The following is a 23,532-nucleotide window of genomic DNA, read 5'->3' as shown; positions in this document are numbered from 1 at the left end:
ACCGGCCCCAGGGCAATTCCACGCGCCGAAGGTGCGAGTGGGGCTCGGGTGTGCTGCGGAGGAGGCGGGTGAGGCGGGCGCCGGACGGTCCCGCCCGGTACGGGCCTGGCCAGGTGGGGTGGGGCCGGGCGATGGGAACGACGAAGCCCCACCTCGTGCGATACGAGGTGGGGCTTCGTGGAAGTGGCTCCGACCGGCGTCGATCCGGTGACCTTTCGATTTTCAGTCGAACGCTCTACCAACTGAGCTACAGAGCCTTGACACGAAAGCCCGGTCGTGTAGACCGGGCAGTCGCTGTCGAGCGACCCTGACGGGACTTGAACCCGCGACCTCCGCCGTGACAGGGCGGCGCGCTAACCAACTGCGCTACAGGGCCTTGCGTGAGTTTCTCCCGGCCGGGGCCGTTCGAACCTCGAGAATCGTATCTCACTGCCGGGCGAATCCGTTAATCGGATCCTTCCGAGTACCCCCAACGGGATTCGAACCCGTGCTACCGCCGTGAAAGGGCGGCGTCCTAGGCCGCTAAACGATGGGGGCCTAGTTTCCTGGACACCCGTACCGCCTGCGGGGCACGAGTCGCCGAGAGACCTCCGTCAGCATACGGGGAACTGGTGGCGCGGTGCAAAACGGCCCGGAGGGGACGGGTGGGCCCGGTAGAGCGACGGGTCGGACGGCGTCGAGCACGGCGTCGTGCACGGCGTCGAGCACGCGCCGGACGGGTCCGCCGGGGTGGCCCTGGTGCCGGTGGGCGGGCCCGGCGGGAGAGGATGATCCCGTGGTGGAGATGACGCGCGAGGACTTCGAGGACGCGGTGCGCGACGCGCTCGACGAGATCCCGCAGGAGCTGGCGGACCAGATGGACAACGTGGTCGTCCTGGTGGAGGACGACGCGCCCGCCGACGACCCCGAGCTGCTGGGTCTGTACGAGGGGGTGCCGCTGACGGAGCGCGACCTGATGTGGGCCGCCGGAGCGCTGCCGGACCGGATCACGATCTACCGCAACCCCACGCTGGCGATCTGCGAGTCGCGTGAGGAGGTGGTCGAGGAGGTGGTGGTCACGGTCGTCCACGAGATCGCGCACCACTTCGGCATCGACGACGACCGGCTGCACGAGCTGGGCTGGGGCTAGCAGTCATCGTCAGAAGGCGATAACATCGCCACATGACGATGAAAAGGGAGACGAGCACCCGCACCCATCTCCGGGCGCGACGCCCGGCGGCCGACGGTCTCGCCGACCAGGTCGCGTCCGAGCACCCGCAGCAGCCGTGCACGCCGCCCGTCGTCGGGCACGACCACACCGCGGTCGCCCGGCTCCTGCACGCCCTCGCCGAGCCGCACCGGCTCTCGGTCGTCCATCTCCTCGCGGTCGCCGAGCACCGGGTGGTCGACCTGACCCGCGAGCTCGGGCTCGCCCAGTCCACGGTGTCCGTCCACCTCGCCACCCTGCGCGAGGCGGGCCTCGTCGAGACGCGTCGCGAAGGACGGTCGTCCTGGTACCGGCTCGCCCGTCCTGAGGTCGCGCACATCCTGGCCGACGCGGAGAGGGTCGTCGAGGCGACGCGAGGCGCACGATGACCGGCCACTCCCACTCCCACTCCCACGGCGCGGCGACCGCCACGGGCGCGCACCGCCGTCGGCTCGTGATCGTCCTGTGCATCACGCTCGGCGTCATGGCTCTCGAGGTCGTGGGTGCGGTGGTCTCGGGGTCGCTCGCCCTGCTCGCCGACGCCGGGCACATGCTCACGGACGCGACCGGGATCGGGATCGCGCTCTTCGCGAGCTGGCTCGCGACCCGCCCCGCGTCGCCGACCCGGACCTTCGGGTGGCAGCGCGCCGAGATCCTCGCGGCCCTGACCAACGCGCTCATCCTGGGGACCGTCGCCGTGCTCGCGATCGTCGAGGGGGTCTCGCGGTTCCGTTCGCCGGACCCGGAGATCCAGGCCGGACTCATGATCGGCGTCGCGGTCGTCGGTCTCGTCGCCAACGCGGTCGGCCTGCGCCTGCTGTCCGCCGGGCAGGCCGAGAGCCTCAACGTCCGGGGCGCGTACCTCGAGGTGCTCGGCGACCTGCTCGGGTCGGTCGCGGTGATCGTGGCCGGCATCCTCGTCGCGGTCGGCTTCACGGGGGCGGACGGGCTCGCGTCCGTCGCGATCGGCCTCATGATCCTTCCCCGTGCCTTCATGCTCCTCCGCGAGGTCGCGGCAGTTCTCCTCGAGTCGACACCCGCGGGGGTCGACCTCGAGAAGGTGCGCACGCACATGGAGGGGATCCCCGGCGTCGTGGGGGTCCACGACCTGCACGCCTGGACCATCACCTCGGGAGTCCCGGTCATGTCCGCCCACGTCGTCGTCGAGGAAGGGCTCATCGCGCGCGGGGGAGGGACCGAGGTGCTGCTCAGGCTCAAGGAGTGCCTGGGTGGGCACTTCGACGTCGACCACTGCACGTTCCAGATCGAGCCGCCCGAGATGCAGGAGACGGAGTCCTCGGTCCACCACTGAGGCCCTGCGGTCCCGGTGGCCGGGTGTGTCGAGAAGTGCAACCGCGCCGAACTACGCTCGTCCCATGACGATTCTGGTGACAGGCGGAGCGGGGTACATCGGCGCGCACGTGGTGCGGCTGCTGCAGGGACGAGGGGAGAAGGTCGTCGTCGTGGACGACCTGAGCACCGGGCAGGAGGGTCGCGTCGGTGGGGCGCCGCTCGTGCGGCTCGACGTCTCGAGCGCGGAGGCGGTCGAGGTGCTGACCCGGACCCTCAGGGAGCACGAGGTCACGGCCGTGGTGCACTTCGCGGCGCGCAAGCAGGTCGGGGAGTCCGTCGAGAAGCCGGCCTGGTACTACCAGCAGAACGTCGGCGGGTTCACGAACCTCGTCACGGCCATGGAGGCTGCAGGGGTCGACCGGTTGGTCTTCTCGTCGTCGGCGGCGACCTACGGCATGCCGTCGGTGTCGCTGGTCGAGGAGAAGCTGCACGCCGAGCCCATCAACCCGTACGGCGAGACCAAGCTGATCGGCGAGTGGCTCGGTCGTGCGGCGGGGCGAGCCTGGGGCCTGCGGTTCGTGGCGCTCCGCTACTTCAACGTCGCCGGTGCCGGATGGCCGGACCTGGGAGACCCCGCGGTCCTCAACCTGGTCCCCATGGTCCTCGACCGCCTGGAGCGCGGCGAGCAGCCCAAGATCTTCGGCGACGACTACCCGACGCCGGACGGGACGTGCATCCGCGACTACATCCACGTCCTGGACCTCGCCGAGGCGCACCTCGCGGCGCTCGGCTACCTGGACGAGGACGAGCGCGCGTACGACGTCTTCAACGTCGGCACGGGCACCGGCTCCTCGGTCCGCGAGGTCATCGACGAGATCGGCAAGGTCTCCGGCCTGGACGTGACCCCGGAGATCCTCCCCCGTCGGGCGGGCGACCCGCCGCAGCTCGTGGCCTCGCCCGAGCGCATCAACAAGGTGCTCGGGTGGAGCGGCACCCAGGGGCTCGAGGAGATCATCGCCTCGGCCTGGGAGGCCTGGCAGTCGGGGCCGCGGCGCATCGACGTCTGAGCCGGACGCTCGACCCGCCCGTCGGGCGGGTCGGGCGTCGCGCCCGGTGAGAGGGCCTTCCCGCCTGGTGCGGGGAGGCCCTCTTCCGTGTCCTTCGCTGACATCGGGTCAGATCCTCAGTATGCTGAGCAAAATTACTCAGCACGCTGAGGATGAAGGGGTGTGCCATGTCCGGAACGAGCACGACCATCGACGACGTCGCCGAACGGTCGGCCGCCGGCCGCCTCGCCGCCTCGCCGCCCGTCGCCGAGGGGACCACCACCGAGGACGCCGCCGACGCCCGGTTCGCAGCCGCCCTCGACCGCGCGGTCACGGCCACGCGCGGCACGCTCGCGCAGTACCTCGCGAGCTCCGCAGCCCGTGCCGGCAGCGCGGGGCCACAGGTCGTCGACCTCTGGCAGGACCTGGGGGACCAGGCCGGGGGAAAGCTCGTCCGGCCGCGCCTGGCGCTCGCTGCGTACCTGGGCCTGGGCGGCCACGACCTCGGCGCCGTGGTCCCCGTGGCCGCGGCGCAGGAGCTGCTCCACACCGCGATGCTCGTCCACGACGACCTCCTGGACCACGACGAGTCCCGCCGCGGGCGTCCGAACCTCGCCGGGACCACGCGCTCACGTCTCGCGGGCTCGGGGATCGGCGGTGCCCGCGCCGAGGTCCAGGTGCAGGCCGCAGCCCTCCTGGGCGGCGACCTGGCGATCAGCGGCGCGTTCGAGCTCGTGCTCGCCTCGACCGCTCACCCGCGCGACCGCATCGAGGTCACCCGACAGCTCGTGCGCGCCGTCCAGGCGGCCGTCGCGGGCGAGGTCCTCGACGTCTCCGGCCAGCTCCGCGCGCCCCTCGACGTCGACCCCGCGCAGGTCGCCGAGCTCAAGACCGCGACGTACACGTGCGTCGTGCCCCTGGTCTCGGGCGCGATCCTCGCGGGCGCGGACCGCTCGGTCCGAGCCCGCCTCGAGGAGTGCGGTCGCGCGCTGGGGATCGCCTTCCAGCTCGTCGACGACCTGCTCGGGGTCTTCGGCGATCCGCGGGTCACCGGGAAGTCCGCGGTCTCCGACCTGCGCGAGGGAAAGCGCACGCTGCTGCTGGCCGCCACGTACCGGCGGGCCGCTCCCGCCGACGTCGTGCTGCTCGACCAGCACGTCGGACGGGCCGACCTCACCGAGAGGGACGCCGCCGTCGTGCGGGAGATCATGCGGCGCACGGGCGCCCCCGAGGCCGTCCGCGGGAGCGTCACCCGGTACCTCGACGAGGCGCGCGCGGGGGCGGCCGGGCTGCCCGGACCGCTGGGCCGGTACCTGACCGGCCTCGCCGACTCGTTCGCCGAGCGGGTCGCCTGAGATGCCGGTCGGCCGGAAGTCCGAGACCATCACCGGGGAGGCCCTCGTGTCGCAGATGCTGTACGACCGCACCGCCGCTCGCGCGAGCCGAGCGGTGCTGACCGGGTACTCGACGTCCTTCGGGCTCGGGTCCCGGCTGCTGGGAAGCGTCGCACGCCGCGACATCGACGCGGTCTACGGCCTGGTGCGGGTCGCGGACGAGGTCGTCGACACGCGTCGCGGCGCGGGGGCCGACGACCTGCTCACCCGGCTCGAGGACGAGACGGCCCGCGCCCTGGCGAGCGGGTACTCGACCAACCTCGTCGTCCACTCGTTCGCGCGCACGGCGCGCCGTACCGGGATCGGGCACCCGGAGATCGACCCGTTCTTCGCCTCGATGCGCATGGACCTCACGGTCCAGGAGCACGACAAGGCGAGCTACGAGCAGTACGTCTACGGCTCGGCCGAGGTCGTCGGGCTCATGTGCCTCGCCGTGTTCCTCAACGCGGGCCGCCGGCCGGGCGAGCCGGTCGTGCGGGCGAGCGACGCCGTCGTGCACGGCGCCCGCGGTCTCGGGGCGGCGTTCCAGAAGATCAACTTCCTGCGCGACCTGCGCGCGGACCACGAGGACCTGGGTCGCAGCTACTTCCCCGGGATCACCCCGGCCGACCTCACGCAGGAGGACGTCGACGCGATCCTCGCGGAGATCGGCGTCGACCTCGACGCCGCCCGCGCAGCCCTGCCCGCGCTCCCGCGCCGCGCACGCATGGCCGTCGCCGCGACGCTCGCGCTCTACGACTCCCTGCTCGGCAGGCTCGCCGCGACCCCGCCCGCGGACCTGCTCCGCGCCCGGGTCCGCGTCCCGGACCCCGTCAAGCTCGTGGTCGCGGCCCGCGCGGTGGCGCGCGAGTCCCTGCGGCGCGACCTGCCGACCACCCGCACGACCCGCTTCACCGACCCCCGAGGAGTCCTGTGACCGACGCACCACCCCTGCCGCACGTCGTCGTCGTGGGCGGGGGGATCGGCGGCCTGGCCACGGCCGCGCTCCTGGCCCGGGGCGGTGCGCGCGTGACGCTCCTCGAACGCCACGAGCGGGTGGGCGGTCGGGCAGGGACGCTCGACGTCGACGGGTTCCGGTTCGACACCGGTCCCTCCTGGTACTTCATGCCCGAGGTCTTCGAGCACTGGTTCGCGCTCCTGGGCGAGCGCGTCGAGGACCACCTGGACCTGGTGCCGCTCGACCCGTCGTACCGCGTCTTCTTCGAGCGCGGCACGCCCACGGGACAGCCCGACGGCGCCTCCCACCCTGCGCGCGCCCGGACCGTCCTCGACGTCACCCGCGACGCGGAGGCCAACTGGGCGCGTTTCGACGCGCTCTCGCCGGGCGACGGGGAACGCCTGCGCGCCTACGCCGCGGAGTCCAGCGAGGCCTACCGGCTCGCGCTCGACCACTTCCTGTACACGACGTTCGAGCGGCCCGACCGGGCTGTCGACGCGTCGGTGCTCCGGCGCCTGCCTCGGCTCGCGGCCCTGCTGGGGCGCTCGCTCGCCGACCGCGTCGAGCGCCGGGTCCGCGACCCCCGCCTGCGCCAGGTCCTGGGCTACCACGCCGTCTTCCTCGGCTCCTCGCCCTATCGCGTGCCCGCGCTGTACTCGCTCATGAGCCACCTCGACCTGGTCGAGGGCGTACGGTTCCCGCGCGGCGGGATGTACACGATCGTCGAGGCCATGGAGAAGATCGCCCGCTCGGAGGGCGTGACGATCCGCACGGCGAGCGACGTCGTCGGGATCGAGGTCTCGCCCGCCGCCGTCTCGCCCGACGGCCGCACCTCGCCCCGCGCGGGGGCCGGGGCGTCCCGACGGCGCACGCAGGGCGTCGCGACCGGTGTGCGGCTGCGGGACGGCGAGGTCGTCCCCGCGGACGTCGTGGTGTCGGCCGCCGACCTGCACCACACCCAGACCGCGCTCCTGCCCCCGACGTACGCCGACCTGCCCGCGTCGACCTGGGAGGACCGAGGCCCCGGGATCTCGGCTCTGCTGATCCTCGCGGGCGTCCGCGGCGACCTGCCCGAGCTCGCGCACCACTCGCTCTTCTTCACCGAGGACTGGCAGGGCAACTTCGCGGACGTGCTGGGGCACGGGCCGTCGAGCGAGGTCGGCACGCTGCGCGTACCCACCCCGGCCTCGCTCTACGTCTCGCGGACCTCCGCGACCGACGACGCGACGGTCGACCACCCTGCGGCACCGCCCGGCCACGAGAACCTCTTCGTCCTCGTCCCCTTCCCCGCCGACCCCGGGCTCGGCGGCACACCCGCCTCGCAGGCCGCGCTCGAGGAGCTCGCCGACGGGTACCTCGACCAGGTCGGCGCGTGGGCAGGGATCGAGGACCTGCGCGGTCGCGTCGTGACCCGGCAGGTCCTGGGCCCCGCACACTTCGCGACCGAGTTCTCGTCGTGGCGCGGGACGGCCCTGGGGATGGAGCACACGCTCGCGCAGAGCGCCATGTTCCGGCCCCCGGGCGCCTCGCGGAAGGTCGCCAACCTGTACTTCGCGGGCGCGGGCACGGCCCCCGGCGTCGGGCTGCCGATGTGCCTCATCAGCGCCGAGCTGGTCGCCAAGCGGCTCCTGGGCGAGACGTCGTCCCGGCCCCTGCCGACACCGCTGCGCCCCGGATTCCTCGCGGCGAGCCGTCGGCCCGAGCGGCTCCGCGGAGCAGCCTCGTGATCGGGTTCGCGTACCTCGGGGCGCTCGCGCTCTCGCTCGGCGGGCTCGCCGTCCTGGACCGCCGGTTCCGGCTCGCGTTCTGGGCGGACCCGGTCCGGACCGCGATCACGCTCGTGGTCGGTGTGCTGTTCTTCCTCGCGTGGGACGTCGCGGGCCTCGTGCTCGGGATCTTCGCGCGCGGAGACTCGCCCCACATGACCGGGCTCCAGCTCGCCCCCGAGCTCCCCGTCGAGGAAGCCGTCTTCCTCACGCTGCTCTGCTACAACACGCTGCTGGTGTGGCGGTTCCTCGACCTGCGGGTCCGACGACGCGCCCCAGGGCGGGACCCGGTGCACGAGCGGGCCGACGGACCCCGGAGCGGAGCGGACGCATGACCAACATCGTGCTGAACCTCGTGGTCCTGGCGGTCGTCGCGGGCGCCACGGCCTGGACGCTGCGCAGGCACCGGGCCGGGCCGCTGCTGTGGACCGCCGCCGTCATGGTGCTGCTGACGCTCGTGTTCGACACGATCATGATCGCCGTCGGGCTCTACACGTACGCCCCCGACAAGATCCTGGGCATCTACCTCGCCGGAGCACCCCTCGAGGACTTCGCCTACCCGCTCGCGGCGGTCCTGCTGCTGCCCGCGGTCTGGACCTGGGTCGGGGACGGCCGCCGACGCCGGCACGCGGGCGGGCAGTCGTGACCGGGGTCGTGGTGGAGCCCGGGGCGGCGCCGGGACCGGTCGCCACCCTCCGCGAGATCGCCGCCGCCTCGCGACCGTTCTCCTGGATCAACACCGCCTACCCCTTCGCGGCGGGCTACCTCGTCGCCACGGGCGGGAGGGTCGACGCGGTGCTCGTCGTCGGGACCCTGTACTTCCTGATCCCGTACAACCTGCTCATGTACGGCGTGAACGACGTGTTCGACTACGCCTCCGACCTGCGCAACCCGCGCAAGGGCGGGATCGAGGGGGCGCTCGCGGACCCCGCGACGGCTCGACGCACCCACCGACGGATCCTGTGGGCGTGCGTCCTCACGAACGCCCCGTTCCTCGCGTGGCTGCTCCTGCAGGGCGACGCCGCCGCGAACATGACGCTCGCCGTCGTGGTCTTCCTCGTCGTGGCCTACTCCGCGCCCGTGCTGCGCTTCAAGGAGCGCCCGTTCCTCGACTCGTTCACCTCGGCCATGCACTTCGTCGGGCCGCTGCTGTACTCGCTCGTGCTCGTGGGGGCCGACGTCGGTGCGCGCACCGTGTGGCCCGTGCTCGCGGCCTTCGTGCTGTGGGGGGCCGCGTCGCACGCGTTCGGTGCCGTGCAGGACGTCCGGGCCGACCGGGAGGGCGGGATCGGTTCGGTCGCGACCGTGATCGGTGCGCACCGGACCGTCGTCGCCGCAGCCGGCGCGTACCTCGTCGCCGCGCTGCTGCTGGCCCTGCTCCCCTGGCCGGGCTGGCTCGCCGCGCTGCTGCCCCTGCCATACCTGGTCAACGTCGCGTCGTTCTGGTCGGTCCGTGACGACGACTGCGAACGGGCGAACGCGGGGTGGCGCCGCTTCCTGTGGCTCAACCTGGTGACCGGTTTCCTCGTGACGATGCTGCTCATCGCCGGCGCCTGGGGCTGAGGGACGCCCGGTGCCCGGCGACGGACGGAGGGGCGGACGACGGAGGGCGGGCCCCCTTCCGGGTGCCCGCCCTCCGCGGTGGTGCTCGTCGTGCGTCAGTACGTCGTGCCGTACTCCCAGTGCCACGCCTCGGGCTTGGAACCGCCCTGGCGGGCCCACTCGGGGTTGTCCCACCCGTAGGCGGGGGCGTTGGCACGCATCCAGGCGTACTGCGCGCTCCCGAAGCTGCTGATGCCGCCACCCAGGTCGAGGGCCTGGCCCATGCCGTGGTTCGACGTCCCGGGGGCCGCCGCGAGGTAGCCCTTCGAGGCCTTGACCGCGACCTGCGAGGCGAACGACCGGTAGGACGACGTCACGGAGATGTCCGTGCCGAACGCCGCCCGGTAGGCCACGTTGAGCTGCTCGAGCTGGTACGCCGCGTCGCAGCGCACGAGGTGGCCGGGCGCGAAGCTCGGCGAGCACAGGAGGCTCTCCGGGATGGTGCCGTTCGAGTAGCCCGCGGTGCTGTTGGCCCACGCCTCGAGCTGGGCCGCCATGGCGGCCTGCCGGGCAGCCTCCTCGGCGGCCTGCTGGGCGGCGATCTCCTCAGCCGTCGGAGCGGGCTGGACCGAGACCGTGACGGCAGCGGCGTCGAGCACCGTGCGCAGCGCCTCGGTAGCAGCCCCGATCTCCGTGGTCGTCGGCGCGACCTGCGCCTGGTCGGCTGCTGCCTGGTCGGCGGTCGCGTCGGCTGCTGCCTGGTCGGCGGTCGCGTCCGCCGCCGCGGTCTCCTCCGAGGTGGCTGCGGCGTCGGCCGCGGTCTCGGAGGCCTCGGTGGTGCCGTCCGTCGTGAGGGGTTCACGACCGTCGGCCCCGGCGCGGCTCGCGCGGTACGTGTCGCGGCCGTCGAGCGTCTCGTCGGCGGCGAGGGGCGTCGCGTCGTCGAGGGTGGCGCTCGTGTCGAGGGTCGCGCCGGCGTCCAGGGCGGTGTCGGCGACGAGCGCGGTGTCGGTCGTCGCGTCGAGGGTGGCAGTCGTCGCGTCGGCCGCGGACGTGGCCGTGGTAGCGACGTTCATGAGCTGCCGGAGCTGGTCACGCGTCGAGGTGATCTGCGCGAGCTGGTCGGGCGTCAGCGAGGACGCCCCCTCGCTCGCCAGGTACTCGGCGCGGACGAGCTGGGTGCTCGCTGCGTCGAGCGCGGCCTGCTCCTCAGGGGTCGACGCGGTGGGACCGGCCGCGCTCGTGGTCGGCGCGGACGCCGAGGACGCCGACGTGTGGGAGCCGGTCGGAGACGTGGTCATGCTGGCGGCCCCCGCCGTGGCGGTCACGGCGACCGTGGCGAGCGCGGCCATCACGGCGTAGGGCGACCTGCGGCGCAGGGAACGGCCGGGAAGGGTCGCGGCGAAGCGACGCTGGGAGTGCTTACCCATCAGCATCCCCCCTTCGGGCTGACGCCCCGCCGGACGGCGGCGCGCTGGAGGGGGTGGGCGTGCGAGGTGGTGGGGTCGATGCCCAGGAGCGGGCGGCGCCACGTGGGCGTGGCAGAGCAGAGTGCAGTTGTCACGGTGTTCCGATGTTCCGTTCGTCGGGCCGAGGCCGGGACCGCGTGCGCACTGCGGCTGCTGGGCGGATGCCCGGCGCCGTGCCGTGCCGTCGCGGTGACGGTGATCGTTCGTGGGCCTCAGCGGCTCGAGTCGCGGCGCGTCTGGATGACGTGGGAGCCGCGGGGCGTCGGCAGCGGGATGCGAGGACGGTCCTCGGTGCCTGCCAACTCGTTCCATCTTCAACTATGTTTGTGACCGGTCTGGCCCTGACGAGCAAGGATCCGCTGGTGATGGTGTGCCGGGAGCGGGCCTATTCCGTGAAGAAGGTACGACCGACGCGTCTCGCGTCGCGAGTCAGCGCCGTACCCACCAGAATGCCCAGCGCGATCGCGAAGACCGCGACGACCGCGTTGGCGAGGTCGGTCACCGAGCCCGTGTCGCCGGCCACGAGCTCCGAGAGCCCGAGGAAGCTCAGGGCTCCCGGCACCAGGAGCCAGAAGGCCGGGAGGGTCGTGACGGCCGCCGGCGGGCCCGTGCGCGTGCGTTCGATGAGGGTCGCGAGCGGCACGATCACGAGCGCCCCGAAGAAGCCCGAGATCTCCGGGGCGACGAACGACCCCAGCAGCTGCGCGGCGTAGGCCGCGAAGAGGACGACGAGCACCCAGGGCAGGCTCCGGCGCGGGGTCGAGGAGAAGAACATCTGCCCGATGCCCACTGTCACGACCCCCACCCACGGGGCCCACCACCCCAGGTGCTCGCCCGCGCTGCCGTGCAGGAGGTTCCCCGCGACCGCGGCCCCCGCGACGACGCCGAACGCCAGCAGCAGGAGCTGTGCCACCCCGTAGAGGAGCCGGCTCGCACCGGAGACGATCTGGTTGCTCGTGAGCTCGATCGCCGCGACCGTGAGCACGGACCCGGGCAGGAAGCTGATGATCGGTGGCACGAGGACCTGCAGCGGGCTGTCGCCGAGCCACGGCTGGACCACCTGGATCGCGACCACCGTCACCAGGAAGGCCGCGACCACGGGCAGCGCCGTGCCGAGCGTGGGCCAGCGCGCCGCGAGCCAGCGCAGGACCCCGACGCCGAGGCCCAGCACCACGAAGACCGGCAGCAGGTCCAGGGTCGGGTTGAGGATCAGCCCGAACCCCAGCGTCAGGATCGCGTGCCCGACGATCGTGAGCACCGCGCCGAACCGGGGCGGGCGCCGGCGCATCTCCCGGAGCTCGGCGCGCGCGTCGGCGAGCGAGAGCGTCTGGTTCCGCAGCCTGCGGATCACCGAGTAGAGGGCCCCGATCTGGTCGAGGTTCAGGCCGCTGCCCGCGGCGTCGGTGAAGTCGGTGACGACCCCGGAACGGGTCTGCACCCGGATGAACACGCACGTCGGCAGCACCAGGGTCTGCACGGTGTGCGCCCCGTGCAGGTCGGCGACCTGCTTGAGGACGTCCTGGGCGTCGTTGACGGACTGGCCCGAGTCGAGCATCGCCCGCCCGAGCGTGCGCAGCAGCGGCACCAGGTCCGGGGAGATCTCCGGCACGTCCGGTTCGTCCTCCGGGGTGGCCTCGTTGCCGAGCGCCTGGAGGACCCGTCGGACGGTCGAGGGCGCGTGGCGCAGCCCGGCCAGGAGGGGGAACCGGCGGGCTGCGCGGGGAGACTGCTCGTGCCCCGGCGCCAGCTCGGGCTCCGCTTCCGGCTCCGCTTCCGGCTCAGCGGCCGGTGCGGTGGCGCTCGCGGCCGCGGTGTCCTCGTGCGGGGTGGCCACGGCGTCGTCGTCGGGTGCCGCGTCCGGCTCGGGGGGCGGGCCCGCGGCGGCGCCGTCGGTGCTCAGGACGTCACCCCGCGCCGGGGAGGCGAGGCGCCCGGCGAGCCGTCCGACGACGCCGCGACCAGGTGCAGGAGCGCCTCGCCGTAGGCGTCGGCCGGGTCGTACGCCCGGAAGGCGAGCGGGCGCCCACCGACCTCGATCTCCACGAGGTACGCGGCGACGTCGTCGTCCTCGACGAAGCGCCGGAGCCAGCGGAACGTGCCCCCGAGCAGCGCGCGGAGCTGGGGCTCGAGCGGGTGCCAGAGCGCGTCTTCGATGGCCACGGAGTCGAGCGCCCACTCGGTCGTGCCGTTGAAGCCGAGGACGACGCCCGTGTCGAACTCGTGAGGCTCGATGGTCATGTCGCTCACGGTGAAGAGGTCGCCCGACGCGCCGGTGCGCAGGAGCCGGAACCTGTCGCCGGACGCGGGCCGCCAGCGCACCCCGGCCTCGCGGAGGGCCAGCGCCAGGTCCCAGGAGATCATCTGGTCAGTATGGCCGCGGTGGCCCACCCCGGCCTGCCGAGGGCGAGCGTCTCGTGCACGGCCCGTCCGGCCGGGGGACGCTCCCGCAGGCCCCCGGGCCGCTCGCGCGAGACAGTAGGAGGAGAGACCTCCGCATCCTGCGGGGCCCGACCACGGGGAGGTCGGCATGACCGCGACGTTCGCGACCGTCGACGACTACATCGGCTCGTTCCCGCCCGAGACCCAGGCGGTCCTGCAGGAGATGCGCCGGACCATCCACCGGGTCGTGCCGGACGCCGGCGAGAAGATCAGCTACCAGATCCCGGCCGTGACCATCGGGGGCAAGGTCGTGGTGTACTTCGCGGGCTGGAAGCACCACGTGAGCCTGTATCCCGTGCTCGACGGCGACGACGACTTCGAGCGTCTCGTCGCCCCGTACCGGGCCTCCAAGGGGACGCTCAAGTTCCTGCTGTCCGAGCCGGTCCCGTACGGCGTGATCGAGACGGTCGCGCGCCACCTGCTCGCCCAGCACCAGGCGTCGGCGTAGCGCTCCGGCCGGGTGGGCGAGCGCCTCGAGCGTGCCCACCAGGCGGGACGCGCCGTCCCACGGCGGCGCGGGCGTCACACGGCGGAAACCTGGGCCCCGTGTACTCGGCCCATGACCGTTCCTCCCACGGGCACGGCCGGGCGATCCCCGGACCGACCCGTCACCGTCTCCATCCACCGCCGCATCCACCCCGACCTGGTGCCGGACGCGACGCGCTGGGTCCAGGCCGGCGTCAACATGGCCAACACGTACCCAGGGTTCCTCGGGTCGGGCTGGGTGCGTGCCGCGCAGGACTCGCACGACTGGCACATGCTCTACCGCTTCGCCGACGAGGCGACGCTCGACGCCTGGGACTCCTCGCCCGAGCGGGTCGCGTGGCTCCAGGAGGGGCAGGGCCTCGTGGAGGACCAGCGCGTCGAGCGCCGCACGGGCATCGAGGGCTGGTTCGACGTCCCCGCGCGGGTCGACGAGCCGCAGGTCAGCGGCGAGCGCGCACCGGCGCGGTGGAAGCAGTCGGTGAGCATCTGGCTGGGGTTCTTCCCCGTGAACCTCGCGTTCACGCTCCTCATGTCCTGGGCCGTCCCGAGCTTCGGTGAGCTGCCCGTGCTCCCCAGGGTGCTCGTGACGACGCTCGTGCTGACCCCGATCATGACGTACGCCGTCCTGCCGTGGGTGACCCGCCGTCTGGCACCGTGGCTCGCGCGCTGAGGCGACCGCCCGACGTGTGAGGACCGTCTCATCCGGCCCCTGTCCGGGCGCGTCCATCCGTCCGCGCCTAGCGTGGACGGATGGACGACGAGATAGAGAACGCGACGGACGTCGCTCTGACCCTGGCCGCCGTCGCGGGAGCGCTCGTGGTCGCGTTCGTGCTGGGCACGATCATCTCGGCCGTCGCGAACCGCCTGGGGAGGCGCAGCGAGCTCGCGCGACACATCTCCAAGCGGCTGCGCCGCCCGGACCGCGCCGTCCTCATGGTCGTCGCAGTGTGGATCGCGGTGCGCGTCACGACCGACGCGTCGGTCGGCTGGCGGCCCGCGGTCGAGCACGCGCTGCTCATCGCCCTCATCGCGGCCGGGGCGTGGTGGGTCGGGGCGCTCGCGTTCGTGCTCGAGGACAGCGCGCTCAAGCGGTTCCGGGTCGACGTGGTCGACAACCGGCACGCCCGGCGCGTCCGCACGCAGATCATCGTGGTGCGGCGGCTCACGGTCGCGATCATCGTCATCTGCGCGATCGCCGCGGTCCTCCTCACGTTCCCCGCGGCGCGTGCCGCGGGGGCGAGCATCCTGGCGTCGGCCGGCGTCATCTCGATCGTCGCGGGCCTCGCGGCGCAGACGTCCCTCGCGAACGTTTTCGCGGGCATGCAGATCGCGTTCACGGACGGGATCCGGGTCGACGACGTCGTGGTGCTGGAGGGCGAGTGGGGCCGGATCGAGGAGATCACCATGACGTACGTCGTGGTGCACCTGTGGGACGACCGGCGCCTCATCATGCCGTGCACGTACTTCACGACGACCCCGTTCCAGAACTGGACGCGGCGAGCCGCGGACCTGCTCGGCACGGTCGAGGTCGACCTCGACTTCCGGGTACCGTTCGGCGCGATGCGGGCCGAGCTCAAGCGGCTCCTCGCGCACACGGACCTGTGGGACCAGCGCGTCGGCATCCTGCAGGTGACCGACGCGATCAACGGGGTCGTCCGCGTGCGCGCGCTCGTCAGCGCACGCGACGCCCCGACGCTGTTCGACCTGCGGTGCTTCGTGCGCGAGGGGCTCGTCGAGTGGCTCCAGCGCTCGAGCGCCGACTCGTTGCCCCGCACACGCTTCGAGGGGGTCGAGGAGGGGAGCATCAGCGAGGCCCCCGACGTCGCACCGGGGCGCGTCGCGCAGGAGGACGGGGCGGTCGCGGCCGCACCCACGGCCCCGCCGCGGCTCCCGCCGCCCGCGAAGCCCGAGGTCCGCCTGCCGCCCGCGATCCCCGTCGGTCCGGGCATCCCGGGGCAGCCGCCCCTCACCACGCGCCCGGCCACGCGACGGGTCTCCGTCCGCGACGCGACCCGGGTCATCGGTCAGGTCAGCGCCCCGCAGGACGTCGTCGAGACGCGCCTCATGGACCCCGTCGAGGCCGGGCTCGCGGCGGCGCCGGACGCGGGCACGACCGGGGAGATCGGACCCGAGGACCTGCCCGGTGGCGCTGCCGAGTCGGCGTTCTTCAGCGGCACCGCGGAGGCGGTCGAGCGGGCGCAGGCGTTCGCGGGTCCGGGGCAGGACGTCATCGACGAGCGCGAGGAGACGGCCGAGCGGAACCGGGTGGAGGACGAGCGCGACGCGTCCGAGGACGCGTCGGAGACGCCGCACGACGACGCCGAGCCGGCGGCCGGTTCCTCCGAGGGCGACCGGCGGACCGCTCGCGTCGGCGACGGTGACCTCGACCGCACCCGGGACCTGGGGCGGGGCGAGTCCCACGGGGACGCGGGGCACGACGGCGACGGCTGACGCGAGGGTGCGGGACGCCGCCGGGGTGACGGCGTCCGTGGGCCGGGGGTGACGGCCCCGCCCGTCGGGTCGACGCGGACGGCGCGCGCCCGCCGCGCCCTGGCCGCACCTCCTGGTTAGGGTCTGGTCGTGAGCATGTGGACCTGGCCCGCGTACGTGGGGGTGATCGGCGGGGCCCTCGTCTTCCTGCTGATCCTGCTTCCCGTCGTGGTGTGGCAGTACCGGAGGTACGGGCGGCTCAGCGGTCTGCGCCTCCTGGGGTCGGCCGCGGTCGCGGTGTACGGGGTCGCGCTCGTCGCGTACACGCTCCTGCCCCTTCCGTCGGGGGACCTGGCGCAGTGGTGCGCGCAGCACGGGTTCTCGGGGCCGCAGCTGAACCCGTTCCAGTTCGTGGAGGACGTCCGCCGCGACACCGCGGGCATGAGCGCTGCGCAGCGGCTGCGCAGCCCGGCCGTGCTGCAGACGGTGTTCAACGTCGTGCTGTTCGTCCCGTGGGGCGTGCTGGTGCGGCGGTTCTTCGGGTGGCGGCTCCCGCTCACGGTGCTCTCCGCGTTCGCGGCGTCGCTGCTCATCGAGACGACGCAGGGCACGGGCATCTTCGGGCTCGTCCCGTGCTCGTACCGGCTGGCCGACGTCGACGACCTGTTGACGAACACGCTCGGGGGGCTGGTCGGTGCGCTGGTCGCGCCCGTGGTCCTGCGCTGGATGCCGCGGTCGACGGACCTGGCGGCGCAGCGTGGGGTCCCGAGGCCGGTCACGGTGTGGCGGCGCTGGCTGGGCATGCTGATCGACGCGGTGCTGGTGTCGGTGGTCGGGACGGTGCTGGTCCTGTTCTACCGGGTCGTGCTGGTCGCGACGGGGCAGGAGGTCCCGCTGGGGTCGGACGGGATCGACGTCGCGCTCGGCACGGTGGTGCCCGTGGCGCTGGTCCTGTTCGTGCCGCCGTTCCTCGGCAGCGGGGCGTCCTGGGGGCAGCGGGCCACGTGGCTCGAGCCGCGCTGGACGGCGGACGCCGCCGAGGGGGTGGTCGGTCCCGACGGCCTGGGCCGGGGGACGACGGTCCGTCGTGCGGTGCGCGGCTTCACGTCGGGGGGGCTGTGGGGAGCGTGCCTGATCCTGGCGGAGGTCCCGGGTGGCGGTCCGGTGCGCGACGTCGCCGCTCCCCTCGGAGGACTCGTCGCCTTCGTGGCGGTCGTCTCGGTCCTGCTCACGCGGGACCGGCGCGGGCTGTCGGGGGTCGTGTCGGGGGCCCGGATCGTCGACGCACGGGGCTGACGGAGGGTGGGCGCGCTCGGTGGGGCGGGACGTGCCGGCCGCACGAGTCTCTTGCCAAAGGCGCAAGTCACCCATAGGTTTGCCGTCATGGAAGACGACATGCCGACCGGCCGCCCCCACGACGCGCCGCAGCGCCCCTCCGCCGCACAGGCGCGCGAGACGTTGGCGAGCCTGCGCGCCGACGACGCGAACCTCGCGGAACGGCTCGTCACCCCGCGGTGGTACCACCCGTCGCTCGGCGTGATCGTGGCCCTCGTCATCACCTCGCAGGCGCTGCCGTCCCCGGCGTCGCTGATCCTGCTGCCCGTCGCACTCTTCGCGCTGCCGGCGCTCGTGGTCGTGTACCGGCGGCGCTACGGGCTGTGGTTCAGCCTGCCGGCGGGGCCGCGCTCGAGGCGCGTCTACCGGATCCTGCTCGCGATCGTCGTGGCCTGCTTCGCGGCCATGGTGGTCGTCAAGGTCACCCCGGTCGCGTACGGGTGGGTGCTCCTCCCCGCGGCGGTCGGGCTCGTCGCCCCCATGGTGCTCGGCCCCCGGTACGACGACCTCTTCCGCCGGGAGCTCACCGGGGCGGCGACCGCGACCGACGGCCAGGGCGCATGAGCGCCGACGTCGTCCCCGTGTTCAGCGAGGTCATCCACTCGCCCACGCGCCTACGCATCTGCGGGGTGCTCCGGCGAGGGGCGCAGCTCGAGTTCGCGGTGCTCCGCGACACGCTGGGCCTGACCGATGCGAACCTCTCGAAGAACCTGCGGGTGCTCGCCGACGCGGGCTTCGTCACGGCGACCAAGGAGAGCTCGCCCGACCGCTCGGACGCGCGGCGCCTCACGTGGGTCGAGCTCACCCCGCCCGGGCGGCGCGCCGTCGAGGCGCATCTCGCGGCGCTCGCGGAGATCGCCCAGGGCTGAGCCGGGCCCCTCGCCGGCCCCTCCGGGGACGTGCGCAGACGCCCCCGCACCGCTCGGTGCTGGGGCGTCCGCGCGCTGCCGCTGGACCGGGTGCCGGGTCAGCGGCCCGCGAGCCACCCGCGCAGACGGTCGGGGCGGTCGGTGATGACCGCGTCGACGCCCGTCTCGAGGGCCAGCGCCCACTGCTCGGGCTCGTCCAGGGTCCAGACCTGGACCTCGAGCCCGGCGGCGTGCAGGTCCGCCACGAGCGAGGGCTGCTCGACCAGCACGGTGCCCGCCGGGTTGCACGTCATGACGCCCAGCTCCGCGCACGTCGTGAGCAGGTCGGCGGAGGGCCGCTCGACCAGGAGCCCCCGGCGCAGCCCCGGCGCGACCTCCTGCAGGGAGGAGACCGTCGAGGGCCAGAAGCTCTGACCGATCACGCGGTCCGTGAGCCCGGCGCGCTGGAGGGGCTCGGTGACCTTGCGGACGTCGTCGGGACCCCAGTCGCCCTTGACCTCCAGCAGGAGGTCGATGCCCGGGTGCGTCACGAGGAAGTCCACGACCTCCGCGAACGTCGGGACGCGCTGCCCGGCGTAGGCGGGGGAGAACCACGAGCCGGCGTCGACGGTCCGGACCTCGGCGAGGGAGTGCGCGTCGACCCGCCCACGCCCGTCCGTCGTCGCGTCGAGGGTGTCGTCGTGGATCACGACGACCTCGCCGTCCCCGGTGAGCTGGACGTCGATCTCGATGCTGTCGGCGCCCGCGCGCCACGCGGCCTCGAACGCCGCGAGAGTGTTCTGCGGCGCGACCGACGAGTTCCCCCGGTGCGCGACCACACGCACGGTGCCCGTCACAGGCTGGGCTCCACGTTCTCCTGGTACGCCTTCTCGAGGCGCGGTGCGATCGACGCGAACGCCTCGGCCGCGGGCGTGCCCTTGAGGACGATCTGCTCGATCCCCTCGGTGAGGATCTGGTCGCCGCCGGGCACGAACACGCGGACCCAGTCCTGCGAGCGCGACTTCTCCGCGAGCTGGTCCACGGCCGTGCGGAACTGCGGCGTGGCCGCGTAGATGCTGCTCATGGTCTCTCCCTCGACCGCGGACGTGCGCACCGGCATGTACCCGGTGTTCTGGGAGAAGTATGCGGTGTTCTCGGGGTCGGTGAGGAAGGAGAGGAACATCGCGGCAGCGAGCTGCTGCTCGGGCGTGCGCGAGGCCGGGATGGCCAGGCCTGTGCCGCCCGTGGGCGTCCCGGAGCCCGACGGCCCGTCGGGAAGGTAGGCCGTGCCGACCTCGAACGTCGCGGCCTCGAGCAGGCCCGTGAGGCTGCCCGTGGACCCGATCGTCGACGCGAAGACGCCCGCGGCGAAGTCGGCCCCGGTGTCGGTCCCGATGCCCGCGACCTTCGAGCCGTGGAACAGGTCGTGCAGGAAGTCGCCGGCGGCGAGGGCCTGCGGGGTGTCGAGCGTGACCGTGAACTCGTCGCTGTACTGCCCGCCGTGGCCCCAGAGCATGTTCTCGAACCACCACGCGGCCCACGACGTGCCGGTCGCGAGGCCCAGCGGGGCGCCGTCGGTCGGGACCTGGCCGCGCAGGGCGGGCGCCCACTCGGCGAGCTCGGCCCACGTGCCGGGCCCGCGGTCCGGCAGGCCCGCCGCGGCCCACATGGTCTTGTTGTAGTAGAAGAGCGGGGTCGAGCGCGCGTACGGCACGGCCCAGTGCCGCGAGTCGTACGCGTAGTCGCCGTAGAGGGTGGGGTTGTAGTCGGCGACGTCGACGTCGAGGTGCGCGAACACGTCGTCGAGGGGCATGACCTGGCCGTTGAGGTAGTAGCGGAACCACCACACGTCGCTCGCGATGACGAGGTCGGGCAGGTTGTTCGACGACGACGCGGCCTGGAAGCGCTGTGCGACCTCGTCGTACCCGGCGCCCGCGGTCACGAGCTTGACCGCGATGTCGGGGTGCTCGGCGTTGAAGCGGCGGATGAGCTCCTCCTCGATCGCCTTGGAGGCGCCGGGGTGGTTGCTCCACCACGTGATCTGCGAGGCGGGCGTGATCTTGGACCAGTCGGTGCCCGCCGAGGCGGACGGGGCGGACGAGCCGCCGCCGACGGTCGGTCCCGCGCACGCGGCGAGGGACAGGGCGAGGGCGCCGAGGCCGCCGAGGCGCAGCACGTCGCGTCGCGACGGGGACCACTGGGCGGGCAGGGGCTGGTTCACGGTGATGCTCCTTGGGGTGGGGAACAGCGACCCGGCAGGCGCCGGGGGGGACAGGGGAGGACCGGCGTCAGCCGGTCACGGCTCCGGCGGTGAGCCCGGCGACGAGCCGGCGCTGGAGGAACAGGAAGACGACGAGGACGGGGAGCGTCACGAGCACGGTCGCTGCCATGAGGACGCCCCAGTTGTTCATGCCGTCGACGCTCTGCAGGAGCGTGAGGCCCACGGGGAGCGTCATCTTCTCGGCGTCGTCGGTCACGAGGAACGGCCACAGGTAGTCGTTCCACTCCGCGACCACGGACACGAGCGCGACGGCCGCGATCGTGGGGTACGACAGCGGCACGACGAACCGCCACAGCTTGCGCCAGTGGCCTGCGCCGTCGAGCTCGGCGGCCTCGAGGATCGAGACCGGCAGCGACAGGAAGTGCTGACGGAACAGGAAGGTCCCGAACGCGCTCGCCAGGCCCGGCACGAGGATGCCCTGGTAGGTGTTGAGCCACCCGAGCTGGGCGACGAGCGTGTAGTTGGGGATGATCGTGATCTGCTGCGGGATGAGCAGCGTGAACAGGACCAGGACGAACACGGCCCGCTTGAACGGGAAGTCGAGGAACACGAGCGCGTACGCGCAGCACAGGCCCAGCAGCAGCTTGAGCGTCGAGCCCACGACCGTCAGGCCCACGGAGTTGAGGAACAGCTGCCCGACGGGGATGCTCTGCGTCGTCTGGACGTAGTTCGCGAGGTCGAGGCTCTGCGGGAGCCACCGGAGCGGGATCGAGTACAGCTCGTCGGGGCGCTTGAAGCTCGCGAGCACCATCCACACGAGGGGCAGGGCCATGACGACGGTCGCGACCAGGAGGGTCGCGTACGCGCCCAGGTGCAGGGGCCGACGGCGGCGCTTCCGCTCGGGCGGTCGGCCGCCGCCCGGGCGGTGGTCGGCACCGCCGGGGGCCGGTGGTGCGTCCACGGGTGACCCGGGGTGCTGAGCGCTGGACGCGCCCGGCGCTGCGGTCGAGGGCTGGTGCGGCGCGGCGGCCGGGGACTTCCGCACCGGGTTCTGGACGCTCATGCGTAGTGCACCTTCTTCTCGACGAAGCGCAGCTGGACGACCGTGACGACCAGCAGCAGGAGGAAGAGGATCGTGGCGACGGCCGACGCGTAGCCGGCCCGGCCGGTCACGAAGCCCTCCTCGTAGATCTGGTACATGAGGGTCGTGGTCGAGCCGAGCGGCCCGCCCTTGGTCATGGCCTGGATGATGTCGAACGACTGCAGGGAGCTGAGCAGCGTCGTGACCGTGAGGAAGAAGGTCGTGGGCGCGAGCAGCGGCAGCACGATCGAGCGGAACGTACGGGCCGACGACGCGCCGTCGAGGGCCGCGGCCTGCTTGAGCTCGAGCGGGACGGCCTGGAGACCGGCCAGGTAGATGAGGGCGACGTACCCGACGTTCTTCCACAGGTAGACCACGATGATCATGACGAGCGCCCAGGGCGAGGTCGTGTACCAGTCGGGGGAATCCAGGCCGATCGCGCGCAGGCCCGCCGACAGCAGGCCGTAGCGCGGGTCGAAGATGAACAGCCACAGCATGCCCACCGCGACGCCCGACAGGACGTACGGCGCGAACGCCACGGTCCGCGCGAAGCCCCGACCCTTGAGGCGCCGGTTCAGCAGGAGGGCCAGGCCCAGGCCCAGGACGAGCGAGCCGCCCACGGTCGCGACCATGAAGACGCCCGTCGTGACCATGACGTCCGCCGTCGTCGGGTCCTGGAACCACTCGACGTAGTTGCCGAGGCCGACCGAGCGGGCCGTGGGCGAACCCATGTTCCACTGCAACGTCGAGTAGTAGAAGCTCTGCAGCAGCGGACGGTAGACGAACACGAGCAGCAGGACCACGTTCGGGCCCGCGAGCAGCAGGAACGCGAGCCAGGTGCGCAGGGCGCGGGGGGACGGGCGGGTGAAGCGGGCCCGGCCGGCGGGGGCCCGGCCGGGGATCGTCCGGCGGCGTTCGGGTGGCGCGGGGCGCACGGGGGATGACACGGAGGTCATGGGGTGGGGCTCCAGTCACGAGCGGGTGGACGCCGTCACCCTAGGAGGGCGAAGTGACCGGAAAGTGGCCCCGGCGGCTCCGTTCCCCGAACGTTCCCGAGGCGTTCATCGGCGCCTCGACGCGAGGTCATCGGGGACTCCGGAAGGCCATCTCCCGGGGTGTCGGCGGAGCGGGCCTAGCATGGGCGGTCCGGCTCCTGCCGGCCCGACGACGAGGTGAGCGATGACGCACGAACCCCAGGACCTGCGGAACATCAACGTGGGGCGCGGCACCGGCTTCACGGTCGCGCTGTACGTCCGCGACCGCCTCGCGCTCCCCGTGGCGGACGACGTCCCGACGCTCGCTCCCCGCATCGCCGTCGAGGCCCTGCCGGGCGACGAGGCCGCGGCGCTCGCGGCCGAGTGGCGAGAGTGGTGGAACCGGTTGACCGAGGTGCCCACCGGGCGCGTCGTCCGGCCCGCTCCGGAGCGGCTGGCCACGGTCTTCGACACCGTCGTGGACGAGGCGCGGGCGTGGGAGGAGGAGACGGTGCGACCGAACTTCTTCTTCTCGGAGGCCGACCTCCCTGCCGGCTACGTCCTGGAGCCGGTCGGCGACCCGGACATCCCGGTGGTCTACGACGTCGAGCTCGTCCCCGTGGACGGTGCATGGCACCGGGACCTCGGCCCGCACCGGCTGCTCGTGAGCGTCCGCACGTGGGAGGACCCCGCGGCGATGGACGCGCTCCTGAGGCCGCGGATCGAGCGGCTGCAGAGCCGGGTCGGCGCTGCGCCTCGAACGGCCGCTCAGGTGTGGCACCTGACGGTCGACGGTCAGGCCTTCACGGTCAACGACAGGCCCCACGACCCGGGGGTGTACGACTTCTCCTGGACGAACGGTCCGATCGAGGGCTACGGGTTCACGATCGGGACCTCGCCCCGGCAGCCCCTGGGTGAGGACGTGCTGCGCAAGGAGATCCGCGACTTCGTCGAGGGCTACGAGCCCTGAGGGTCGGTACGCAAGCCGTCGGAGCGCGTGTCCTCAGGTCCTCCTCGCCGTCTCCACCGTGCACCTTGACCTCAACCCCGGTTGAGGCCGTACCGTCGAAGCGTGCGGCTGCCGA

Annotated in this window: 24 protein-coding genes and 3 tRNA genes; 17 read left to right on the top strand and 10 right to left on the bottom strand. The window is 73.0% G+C overall.

Annotation, left to right across the window (positions count from 1 at the left end):
• Positions 1-184: 184 nt before the first annotated feature.
• From H9623_RS12685 to H9623_RS12675, 3 genes are all read right to left on the bottom strand, one after another.
• A tRNA-Phe gene (locus tag H9623_RS12685) sits at positions 185-257 on the bottom strand.
• 45 nt (positions 258-302) lie between these two features.
• A tRNA-Asp gene (locus H9623_RS12680) sits at positions 303-376 on the bottom strand.
• A gap of 88 nt (positions 377-464) precedes the next feature.
• Positions 465-537 (bottom strand) — tRNA-Glu (locus tag H9623_RS12675).
• 247 nt (positions 538-784) lie between these two features.
• Between H9623_RS12675 and H9623_RS12670 the strand changes: the two genes are divergently transcribed.
• The 10 genes from H9623_RS12670 (at position 785) to H9623_RS12625 (ending at position 9,185) form a co-directional block, all read left to right on the top strand.
• Positions 785-1,129: a metallopeptidase family protein gene (locus H9623_RS12670; RefSeq protein ID WP_193720461.1), complete on the top strand. Its 345-nt coding sequence runs from the start codon at positions 785-787 to the stop codon at positions 1,127-1,129.
• Positions 1,130-1,161: 32 nt separating this feature from the next.
• Complete coding sequence (locus tag H9623_RS19825) at positions 1,162-1,575, top strand: ArsR/SmtB family transcription factor (RefSeq protein ID WP_321575432.1); 414 nt, start codon at positions 1,162-1,164, stop codon at positions 1,573-1,575.
• Positions 1,572-2,498 (top strand): cation diffusion facilitator family transporter, encoded by a 927-nt coding sequence (locus tag H9623_RS12660; RefSeq protein ID WP_193720404.1) that lies wholly within the window; start codon positions 1,572-1,574, stop codon positions 2,496-2,498. The genes H9623_RS19825 and H9623_RS12660 overlap by 4 nt, the downstream gene beginning before the upstream one ends.
• Positions 2,499-2,562: 64 nt before the next feature.
• Positions 2,563-3,546, top strand: a complete 984-nt coding sequence (gene galE, locus H9623_RS12655) for a UDP-glucose 4-epimerase GalE (protein ID WP_193720403.1) — start codon at positions 2,563-2,565, stop codon at positions 3,544-3,546.
• 167 nt (positions 3,547-3,713) lie between these two features.
• On the top strand, positions 3,714-4,880 hold the full coding sequence (locus H9623_RS12650) for a polyprenyl synthetase family protein (protein WP_193720402.1): 1,167 nt from the start codon (positions 3,714-3,716) through the stop codon (positions 4,878-4,880).
• Between the two features lies 1 nt (position 4,881).
• Positions 4,882-5,835, top strand: coding sequence for a phytoene/squalene synthase family protein (locus tag H9623_RS12645; RefSeq protein ID WP_193720401.1), 954 nt, complete (start codon positions 4,882-4,884; stop codon positions 5,833-5,835).
• Entirely contained in the window at positions 5,832-7,583 is a 1,752-nt protein-coding gene (gene crtI, locus H9623_RS12640; protein ID WP_321575431.1) for a phytoene desaturase family protein, read from the top strand. Before H9623_RS12645 ends, crtI begins: the two co-directional genes overlap by 4 nt.
• Entirely contained in the window at positions 7,580-7,957 is a 378-nt protein-coding gene (locus H9623_RS12635) for a lycopene cyclase domain-containing protein (RefSeq protein WP_407671910.1), read from the top strand. The genes crtI and H9623_RS12635 overlap by 4 nt, the downstream gene beginning before the upstream one ends.
• Positions 7,954-8,268, top strand: coding sequence for a lycopene cyclase domain-containing protein (locus H9623_RS12630; protein WP_193720400.1), 315 nt, complete (start codon positions 7,954-7,956; stop codon positions 8,266-8,268). The genes H9623_RS12635 and H9623_RS12630 overlap by 4 nt, the downstream gene beginning before the upstream one ends.
• Positions 8,265-9,185: a prenyltransferase gene (locus tag H9623_RS12625; protein WP_321575430.1), complete on the top strand. Its 921-nt coding sequence runs from the start codon at positions 8,265-8,267 to the stop codon at positions 9,183-9,185. The genes H9623_RS12630 and H9623_RS12625 overlap by 4 nt, the downstream gene beginning before the upstream one ends.
• 95 nt (positions 9,186-9,280) lie before the next feature.
• On the opposite strand, the gene H9623_RS19525 is transcribed toward H9623_RS12625, so the two are convergent.
• The 3 genes from H9623_RS19525 to H9623_RS12610 all read right to left on the bottom strand — a co-directional run bounded on the left by H9623_RS19525 (position 9,281) and on the right by H9623_RS12610 (position 12,994).
• On the bottom strand, positions 9,281-10,594 hold the full coding sequence (locus H9623_RS19525) for a M15 family metallopeptidase (RefSeq protein WP_227748614.1): 1,314 nt from the start codon (positions 10,592-10,594) through the stop codon (positions 9,281-9,283).
• A gap of 424 nt (positions 10,595-11,018) precedes the next feature.
• Entirely contained in the window at positions 11,019-12,467 is a 1,449-nt protein-coding gene (locus H9623_RS12615) for a threonine/serine exporter family protein (RefSeq protein ID WP_193720399.1), read from the bottom strand.
• 62 nt (positions 12,468-12,529) lie between these two features.
• A complete protein-coding gene (locus tag H9623_RS12610) occupies positions 12,530-12,994 on the bottom strand; it encodes a hypothetical protein (RefSeq protein WP_193720398.1) in 465 nt (154 codons plus the stop codon).
• A gap of 166 nt (positions 12,995-13,160) precedes the next feature.
• Between H9623_RS12610 and H9623_RS12605 the strand changes: the two genes are divergently transcribed.
• From H9623_RS12605 to H9623_RS12580, 6 genes are all read left to right on the top strand, one after another.
• Entirely contained in the window at positions 13,161-13,520 is a 360-nt protein-coding gene (locus tag H9623_RS12605; RefSeq protein WP_193720397.1) for an iron chaperone, read from the top strand.
• A 111-nt stretch (positions 13,521-13,631) separates the two neighbouring features.
• On the top strand, positions 13,632-14,228 hold the full coding sequence (locus tag H9623_RS12600) for an antibiotic biosynthesis monooxygenase (protein ID WP_193720396.1): 597 nt from the start codon (positions 13,632-13,634) through the stop codon (positions 14,226-14,228).
• Between the two features lie 80 nt (positions 14,229-14,308).
• Positions 14,309-16,009, top strand: coding sequence for a mechanosensitive ion channel domain-containing protein (locus tag H9623_RS12595; RefSeq protein ID WP_193720395.1), 1,701 nt, complete (start codon positions 14,309-14,311; stop codon positions 16,007-16,009).
• A 135-nt stretch (positions 16,010-16,144) separates the two neighbouring features.
• Positions 16,145-17,284 (top strand): VanZ family protein, encoded by a 1,140-nt coding sequence (locus tag H9623_RS12590; RefSeq protein WP_227748624.1) that lies wholly within the window; start codon positions 16,145-16,147, stop codon positions 17,282-17,284.
• Positions 17,285-17,371: 87 nt separating this feature from the next.
• Entirely contained in the window at positions 17,372-17,887 is a 516-nt protein-coding gene (locus H9623_RS12585; protein ID WP_193720393.1) for a hypothetical protein, read from the top strand.
• The gene (locus H9623_RS12580) at positions 17,884-18,192 is read left to right on the top strand and encodes a transcriptional regulator (RefSeq protein ID WP_193720392.1); all 309 of its coding nucleotides are present in this window, start codon (positions 17,884-17,886) and stop codon (positions 18,190-18,192) included. Before H9623_RS12585 ends, H9623_RS12580 begins: the two co-directional genes overlap by 4 nt.
• A 98-nt stretch (positions 18,193-18,290) precedes the next feature.
• Here H9623_RS12580 and H9623_RS12575 read toward each other — a convergent pair whose 3' ends face one another.
• The 4 genes from H9623_RS12575 to H9623_RS12560 all read right to left on the bottom strand — a co-directional run bounded on the left by H9623_RS12575 (position 18,291) and on the right by H9623_RS12560 (position 22,429).
• Complete coding sequence (locus tag H9623_RS12575) at positions 18,291-19,028, bottom strand: glycerophosphodiester phosphodiesterase (protein WP_193720391.1); 738 nt, start codon at positions 19,026-19,028, stop codon at positions 18,291-18,293.
• Positions 19,025-20,392 (bottom strand): ABC transporter substrate-binding protein, encoded by a 1,368-nt coding sequence (locus tag H9623_RS12570; protein WP_193720390.1) that lies wholly within the window; start codon positions 20,390-20,392, stop codon positions 19,025-19,027. The genes H9623_RS12575 and H9623_RS12570 overlap by 4 nt, the downstream gene beginning before the upstream one ends.
• A 67-nt stretch (positions 20,393-20,459) precedes the next feature.
• On the bottom strand, positions 20,460-21,455 hold the full coding sequence (locus H9623_RS12565; protein WP_193720389.1) for a carbohydrate ABC transporter permease: 996 nt from the start codon (positions 21,453-21,455) through the stop codon (positions 20,460-20,462).
• The gene (locus tag H9623_RS12560; protein WP_193720388.1) at positions 21,452-22,429 is read right to left on the bottom strand and encodes a carbohydrate ABC transporter permease; all 978 of its coding nucleotides are present in this window, start codon (positions 22,427-22,429) and stop codon (positions 21,452-21,454) included. Before H9623_RS12560 ends, H9623_RS12565 begins: the two co-directional genes overlap by 4 nt.
• A 223-nt stretch (positions 22,430-22,652) precedes the next feature.
• Here H9623_RS12560 and H9623_RS12555 point away from each other — a divergent pair, with 223 nt between their 5' ends.
• Positions 22,653-23,417: a hypothetical protein gene (locus tag H9623_RS12555; protein WP_193720387.1), complete on the top strand. Its 765-nt coding sequence runs from the start codon at positions 22,653-22,655 to the stop codon at positions 23,415-23,417.
• Positions 23,418-23,532: the final 115 nt, after the last annotated feature.

Source organism: Oerskovia douganii (assembly GCF_015142735.1).
Taxonomy (GTDB): domain Bacteria; phylum Actinomycetota; class Actinomycetes; order Actinomycetales; family Cellulomonadaceae; genus Oerskovia; species Oerskovia douganii.
This window is presented reverse-complemented; position numbering and strand designations above follow the sequence as displayed.

Bases quoted from the DNA above. Each gene is read 5' to 3' on its own strand.
- H9623_RS12670 (WP_193720461.1), top strand. From the start codon at position 785: ATGACGCGCGAGGACTTCGAGGACGCGGTGCGCGACGCGCTCGACGAG.
- H9623_RS19825 (WP_321575432.1), top strand. From the start codon at position 1,162: ATGACGATGAAAAGGGAGACGAGCACCCGCACCCATCTCCGGGCGCGA.
- H9623_RS12660 (WP_193720404.1), top strand. From the start codon at position 1,572: ATGACCGGCCACTCCCACTCCCACTCCCACGGCGCGGCGACCGCCACG.
- galE (WP_193720403.1), top strand. From the start codon at position 2,563: ATGACGATTCTGGTGACAGGCGGAGCGGGGTACATCGGCGCGCACGTG.
- H9623_RS12650 (WP_193720402.1), top strand. From the start codon at position 3,714: ATGTCCGGAACGAGCACGACCATCGACGACGTCGCCGAACGGTCGGCC.
- H9623_RS12645 (WP_193720401.1), top strand. From the start codon at position 4,882: ATGCCGGTCGGCCGGAAGTCCGAGACCATCACCGGGGAGGCCCTCGTG.
- H9623_RS12630 (WP_193720400.1), top strand. From the start codon at position 7,954: ATGACCAACATCGTGCTGAACCTCGTGGTCCTGGCGGTCGTCGCGGGC.
- H9623_RS19525 (WP_227748614.1), bottom strand. From the start codon at position 10,594: ATGGGTAAGCACTCCCAGCGTCGCTTCGCCGCGACCCTTCCCGGCCGT.
- H9623_RS12610 (WP_193720398.1), bottom strand. From the start codon at position 12,994: ATGATCTCCTGGGACCTGGCGCTGGCCCTCCGCGAGGCCGGGGTGCGC.
- H9623_RS12605 (WP_193720397.1), top strand. From the start codon at position 13,161: ATGACCGCGACGTTCGCGACCGTCGACGACTACATCGGCTCGTTCCCG.
- H9623_RS12600 (WP_193720396.1), top strand. From the start codon at position 13,632: ATGACCGTTCCTCCCACGGGCACGGCCGGGCGATCCCCGGACCGACCC.
- H9623_RS12595 (WP_193720395.1), top strand. From the start codon at position 14,309: ATGGACGACGAGATAGAGAACGCGACGGACGTCGCTCTGACCCTGGCC.
- H9623_RS12590 (WP_227748624.1), top strand. From the start codon at position 16,145: ATGTGGACCTGGCCCGCGTACGTGGGGGTGATCGGCGGGGCCCTCGTC.
- H9623_RS12585 (WP_193720393.1), top strand. From the start codon at position 17,372: ATGGAAGACGACATGCCGACCGGCCGCCCCCACGACGCGCCGCAGCGC.
- H9623_RS12580 (WP_193720392.1), top strand. From the start codon at position 17,884: ATGAGCGCCGACGTCGTCCCCGTGTTCAGCGAGGTCATCCACTCGCCC.
- H9623_RS12565 (WP_193720389.1), bottom strand. From the start codon at position 21,455: ATGAGCGTCCAGAACCCGGTGCGGAAGTCCCCGGCCGCCGCGCCGCAC.
- H9623_RS12560 (WP_193720388.1), bottom strand. From the start codon at position 22,429: ATGACCTCCGTGTCATCCCCCGTGCGCCCCGCGCCACCCGAACGCCGC.
- H9623_RS12555 (WP_193720387.1), top strand. From the start codon at position 22,653: ATGACGCACGAACCCCAGGACCTGCGGAACATCAACGTGGGGCGCGGC.